The organism is Nocardioides sp. (assembly GCF_030655615.1).
In the GTDB taxonomy this organism is placed as follows: Bacteria; Actinomycetota; Actinomycetes; order Propionibacteriales; family Nocardioidaceae; genus Nocardioides.
In genome coordinates this window covers 1-5,040 of record NZ_JAURVJ010000142.1, presented here as the reverse complement: position 1 = coordinate 5,040, position 5,040 = coordinate 1, and the positions used below count along the sequence as shown (strand labels likewise).

Annotated in this window: 5 protein-coding genes; 3 read left to right on the top strand and 2 right to left on the bottom strand. The window is 72.3% G+C overall.

What is annotated here, in order from left to right; translation table 11 throughout:
- On the top strand, nt 1-2,401 hold a 2,401-nt coding region (locus Q7T52_RS12015), incomplete at its 5' end, for a bifunctional FO biosynthesis protein CofGH (protein WP_304802771.1).
- Between the two features lie 53 nt (nt 2,402-2,454).
- On the opposite strand, the gene Q7T52_RS12010 is transcribed toward Q7T52_RS12015, so the two are convergent.
- A complete protein-coding gene (locus Q7T52_RS12010; protein WP_304802769.1) occupies nt 2,455-3,177 on the bottom strand; it encodes a UdgX family uracil-DNA binding protein in 723 nt (240 codons plus the stop codon).
- A 90-nt stretch (nt 3,178-3,267) separates the two neighbouring features.
- Here Q7T52_RS12010 and Q7T52_RS12005 point away from each other — a divergent pair, with 90 nt between their 5' ends.
- Nucleotides 3,268-3,426, top strand: coding sequence for a GPGG-motif small membrane protein (locus Q7T52_RS12005; RefSeq protein ID WP_304802767.1), 159 nt, complete (start codon nt 3,268-3,270; stop codon nt 3,424-3,426).
- 108 nt (nt 3,427-3,534) lie between these two features.
- On the top strand, nt 3,535-4,620 hold the full coding sequence (locus tag Q7T52_RS12000; RefSeq protein ID WP_304802766.1) for a mechanosensitive ion channel family protein: 1,086 nt from the start codon (nt 3,535-3,537) through the stop codon (nt 4,618-4,620).
- Here Q7T52_RS12000 and Q7T52_RS11995 read toward each other — a convergent pair.
- Nucleotides 4,563-4,955 (bottom strand): VOC family protein, encoded by a 393-nt coding sequence (locus tag Q7T52_RS11995; RefSeq protein WP_304802764.1) that lies wholly within the window; start codon nt 4,953-4,955, stop codon nt 4,563-4,565. The two genes, Q7T52_RS12000 and Q7T52_RS11995, sit on opposite strands and share 58 nt — an antisense overlap.
- Nucleotides 4,956-5,040: the final 85 nt, after the last annotated feature.

Sequence of the window (5,040 nt, the reverse complement as noted above, 5' to 3'; positions counted from 1 at the left end):
CCGGCTGACCGCCGCGGCGGCGCGGGTGCGCGACGCCGGCCTGGTGGCTGCGGGACGCCCGGGCGTGGTGACCTACTCGCCCAAGGTGTTCATCCCGATCACCAAGCTGTGCCGCGACCGCTGCCACTACTGCACGTTCGTCGAGACCCCGGGCCACGCCGCCCGTGAGGGTCGCGAACCGTTCCTCTCCCCCGACGAGATCCTCGAGATCGCCTCGCAGGGCGCGGCGCTGGGCTGCCTCGAGGCACTGTTCACCCTCGGCGACCGACCCGAGGAACGCTGGCCCGAGGCCCGCGAGTGGCTCGACTCCAAGGGCTACGACTCCACCCTCGCCTACGTGCGCGCGATGGCGGTCCGGGTGCTCGAGGAGACCGGTCTGCTGCCCCACCTCAACCCCGGCGTCATGTCCTGGGAGGAGATGAACCGTCTCAAGCCGGTCTCGCCGTCGATGGGGATGATGCTCGAGACCACCTCGCGTCGCCTCTTCGAGACCAAGGGCGAGGCCCACTTCGGCTCCCCCGACAAGGACCCGACCGTCCGCCTGCGGGTCCTCGAGGACGCCGGTCGCCTCTCGATCCCCTTCACCACCGGGCTCCTCGTGGGCATCGGCGAGACGCTGACCGAGCGGGCCGAGACGATCTTCGCGCTGCGCAAGGTCTCGACCCAGTTCGGCTCCGTGCAGGAGGTGATCGTCCAGAACTTTCGCGCCAAGCCCGACACCGCCATGCGCCACACCGACGACCTCGACCTCGACGACTACCGCGCCGCGATCGCCGTCACCCGCCTGGTCCTCGGGCCCAAGGCCCGCGTGCAGGCCCCGCCCAACCTCGTCGACCTCGCCGAGTGCCGGGCGCTGCTCGACGCCGGCGTCGACGACTGGGGCGGCGTCTCGCCGCTGACCCCCGACCACGTCAACCCCGAGCGCCCCTGGCCCTCGCTCGAGCGGCTCCGGTCGATCACGGCCGAGTGCGGCTTCGACCTGCAGGCGCGGCTCACGATCCACCCCGAATACGTGCGCGCCGGCGAGCCGTGGCTCGACCCGCGCGTCTCCGGTCACGTCGCGGCCCTGGCCACTCCTGACGGGTTGGCCGTGCCCGGCGTACGACCCGTGGGGCTGGCGTGGCAGGAGCCCGACGGCGGGTTCGCCTCGGTGGGTCGCACCGACCTGCACGAGTCCGTCGACACCGACGGCCGCACCGAGGACCGTCGGTCCGACTTCGCCGACGTCTACGGCGACTGGGACCAGGTCCAGCAGGCTGCCGACGTCACCGGCCTCATCGACGGGGCGCCCGCGGTGCTGCACGCCGAGGGCCGTGACGCCCTGGCCGCGGCCGAGGCCGACCCCGGCAACCTGTCGGACGAGCACGCGCTCACGCTGATGACCGCCGAGGGCGCCCTGCTCGAGCAGGTCACCGCCCTGGCCGACGCGCTGCGCCGGCAGGTCGTCGGTGACGACGTGACCTACGTCGTCAACAGGAACATCAACTTCACCAACGTCTGCTACGTCGGCTGCCGGTTCTGCGCCTTCGCCCAGCGGCGTACCGACGCCGATGCCTACTCCCTGTCCCTCGACGAGGTCGCCGACCGCGCCGAGGAGGCCTGGAACCTCGGCGCCTCCGAGGTCTGCATGCAGGGCGGCATCGACCCCGAGCTGCCCGCCGACGCCTACTTCGAGCTCGTCACCGCGGTCAAGAACCGCGTGCCCGACATGCACGTCCACGCCTTCAGCCCGATGGAGGTCGTCAACGGCACCGCCCGCACCGGGCTGTCGGTCGAGGACTTCCTCATCAAGGCCCGCGAGGCCGGCCTCGGCTCGCTGCCCGGCACCGCCGCCGAGATCCTCGACGACGAGGTCCGCTGGGTCCTCACCAAGGGCAAGCTCCCCGCCCGCACCTGGATCGAGATCGTGAGCACTGCTCACCGCGTCGGCATCCCGACCACCTCGACGATGATGTACGGCCACGTCGACAACCCCCGCCACTGGGTCGGCCACCTCCGCGTCCTGTCGCGGATCCAGGACGAGACCGGCGGGTTCACCGAGTTCGTGCCGCTGCCGTTCGTCCACACCAGCGCCCCGATCTACCTCGCCGGCGTCGCCCGCCCCGGCCCCACCCTGCGCGACAACCTCGCTGTCCACGCGATGGCGCGGATCCTCCTCCACGGCCGCATCGACAACATCCAGACCTCCTGGGTCAAGCTCGGCGTCGACGGCACCCGCGCCATGCTCACCGCCGGCTGCAACGACGTCGGCGGCACGCTGATGGAGGAGACCATCTCGCGGATGGCCGGCTCCGAGCACGGCTCCGCCAAGACCGTCGCCGAGCTCAAGGAGATCGGCGCCGGCATCGGCCGCCCCGTCCGCGAGCGCACCACCCTCTACGGCCTCCCCACCCCCCACTGACCTCGTCGCGCAGACGCGACAGGTCGACGTGCTCGCGCTGACCCGTCAGCAATCTACGACGGGTCAGCGTCCTTGAGAGTTGTGGCGGCGAGGCGGAGGTCGGCGACGAGGCCGGCGTACAGGTCCTGACGGTCGGCGGGGTCTGCGCGGAGGACGGCGGAGGGGTGGAGGGTGGCGAGGACCCAGGCGGGAGGGTGGGCGACGGGGTACTTCTCGGGCCAGTCGCGCAGGACGCTGCGGGCCTCGCCGACGCGGAAGGTCGAGCCGTAGAGGGCCTTGCCGGCGGTGCCGCCGAGGAGGACCGCCCCGACCGGCCGGAGCAGGCTGAGCTCGGCGTCGAGCCAGGGACGGCACGCCTCGACGTGCGCACGGCCGGGCGACTGGTGGATGCGCCGCTTGCCGCCGCCGGAGCGCCAGCGGAAGTGCTTGACGGTGTTGGTGACGTAGACGTCGGACCGGTCGACGCCGGCCTCGTCGAGAGCATCGACGAGGACGCGACCGGCCGGGCCGACGAACGGCGCACCCTGCCGGTCCTCCTGGTCGCCCGGCTGCTCGCCGAGCAGCAGGAGGCGGGCGTCGAAGGTTCCGCGGCCCGGGACCGCCTGGGTCGCGTCGGCGTGGAGCTCGCAGCCCCGGCACCCCTGGAGCGCCTCGCGCAAGGAGTCAGGGGTGGGGTCGGCGGGGACCCACGGGCGGGCGTCGGTGCGGTCCGTCATGGGGCCAGAATGCGCTCCGTGCTGCGGATTCCGTTGCGCCCGTGGGGGTGAGGCGACCATCTCGGCCGCACGGAATGGTCGAGGCAGCGCCCGAGATCCGGGCCGGGCCCACCCCCACCGTCGGGCCCACCAGCAGTCAGGAGCAACACCATGGGCTTCCTTCTTTGGATCCTCGCCGTCATCCTCGTCGTCGTCGGCGTCGTTCAGCTGATCCAGGGACAGATCATCTTCGGGATCGTCCTCATCGTCGTCGGCCTGGCCGTCGGCCCTGGCGGCTACAGCATCTTCAACAGCCGCAAGACCGCGTAGAGGTCGCGCCCCGTCGTGGGGCCGCAGGCGTGACCCACCGCACGCGAGGGCGCTCCCGTCAGGGGGTGCCCTCGCGGCGTGTACCGGGCCATCGCGACCATGGACGGCATGGCTGTCTCGTGGATGAACGCCCTCGTCGCCGCCGCGTCCGCCCTGGGCGCGGCCCTGCTGGTGATAGTCCTGGCGTACGTCGCCCTCCAGGTCATCTCGCGCCGCTGGCCGCACGGGCAGCGCCTTGCCGCCACCGCGCGCACGCCGTTCCGGGCCCTGGTGCTGACGCTGGTGCTGACCGGGTGGGTGTCCGGCGTACGCCTGCGCGGTGACGACGAGCTCTGGTGGAACGCCGCCGCGCTCGGCTGCCGGATCCTGGCGATCGTCGCCGGCGCGTGGCTGCTGGCGGCGGTGCTGCTCTTCCTCGAGGACCTCGGGCTGGGCCGCGCCCGCCTCGACGTGCGCGACAACCTGCACGCGCGCCGGATGCGGACGCAGGTGCTGATCATCCGGCGGCTCACCGTCGCCGCGGTGGTCGTGGTCGCCGTCGGCGCGATCCTCTTCAGCTTTCCGGGCGTGCGCGCGATCGGCGCCAGCGTGCTGGCCTCGGCCGGCCTGATCTCGGTCGTCGCCGCTCTGGCCGCCCAGTCGACCCTCGCCAACGTCTTCGCGGGCATCCAGATCGCGTTCAGCGACGCGATCCGGATCGACGACGTCGTCATCGTCGAGGAGGAGTGGGGGTGGATCGAGGAGATCACCCTGAGCTATGTCGTCGTACGGCTCTGGGACGACCGGCGGATGGTGCTGCCCTCGACCTACTTCACGACCACGCCGTTCCAGAACTGGACCCGCAAGAACTCCGAGCTGCTCGGTGCCGTCGAGCTCGACGTCGACTGGCGCGTCGACACCGTCCGGCTGCGTGAGGAGCTGCCGCGGATCATGGTGGATGCCGGCGAGATGTGGGACCAGCGGGTCGCGCACCTCCAGGTCACCGATGCCGTCGGCGGGTTCGTGCGGATCCGGGTGCTGGTGACGTCGCTCGACGCGCCGACCCTGTTCGACCTGCGGTGCCACGTGCGCGAACGGCTGGTGCAGTGGCTGCGGGAGCACGACACCGACGCGCTCCCCCGCTGGCGCGTCGAGACTCAGCCGCCCGGCTCGACGACCACCTCGACCTCGAACCCCTCGGAGCTCTCGAGGTAGAGCGCGCAGTGCTCGTCGCCCCCGGCGTGCGGGTAGCGGTCGGCGTAGAGCTCGTGCCAGCCGTGCGCCGTCGACTCGGCGCGGATCCGGTCGAGCAGCGCGCGGGTGTCGACCGTGAAGGCCAGGTGGTTCACGCCGGGACGCAGCCGGTCGTGGGGCACGTCGGCCTGGTCGGGCGAGCGCTCGACGAAGAGGTAGGTCCCGTCGGGGTGCTGCCACGACGAGCCCGGGAGGTCGACCTCCCACTCGAGCTCGCCGAGCAGCCAGCCCCACTCGTCGGCCGCCACGGCGGCGTCGGAGACCCACAGGTCGATGTGATGGATCGCTCGTCCCATGGGCCGACCCTAGGGCCTTGGCCGCCCGGTCAGCCGCGACCGGGGCCGCCCCCGCCGGATGGCGGGCCGCCGGTGCCGCCGCCGA